Source organism: Micrococcus sp. GbtcB5, from assembly GCF_019091605.1.
In the GTDB taxonomy this organism is placed as follows: Bacteria; Actinomycetota; Actinomycetes; order Actinomycetales; family Micrococcaceae; genus Micrococcus; species Micrococcus luteus.
On record NZ_JAGXJK010000589.1, the window covers coordinates 1 to 231 of the forward strand.

A 231-nucleotide genomic window follows, 5' to 3' on the forward strand; every position below is an offset into this window, starting at 1 on the left:
GGTCACGGGGCCGGGTGGCGTGCTGACGCCATGGACGCCACCCCGCACCGCGTCGCCGGCCCTCGCCTCCCCGAGACCTCCGCACCGGGGGACGACGCCGCGCTGCACGAGGAGGCCCTGGCCGACCTGCGTCGGCTCGTGGACCGGCCGGACGCGCGATTCAAGGACGGGCAGTTCGGGGCGGTCGAGGCGCCCGGGGCCCACCGCCGCCGCGCCCTGGTGGAGCAGCGC

At 79.2% G+C, this 231-nt stretch carries 1 protein-coding gene; it reads left to right on the forward strand.

Annotation, left to right across the window (positions count from 1 at the left end):
• Positions 1-30 precede the first annotated feature (30 nt).
• A partial coding sequence (locus KVS67_RS13610) for a hypothetical protein (RefSeq protein WP_217565602.1) occupies positions 31-231 on the forward strand: 201 nt, incomplete at its 3' end.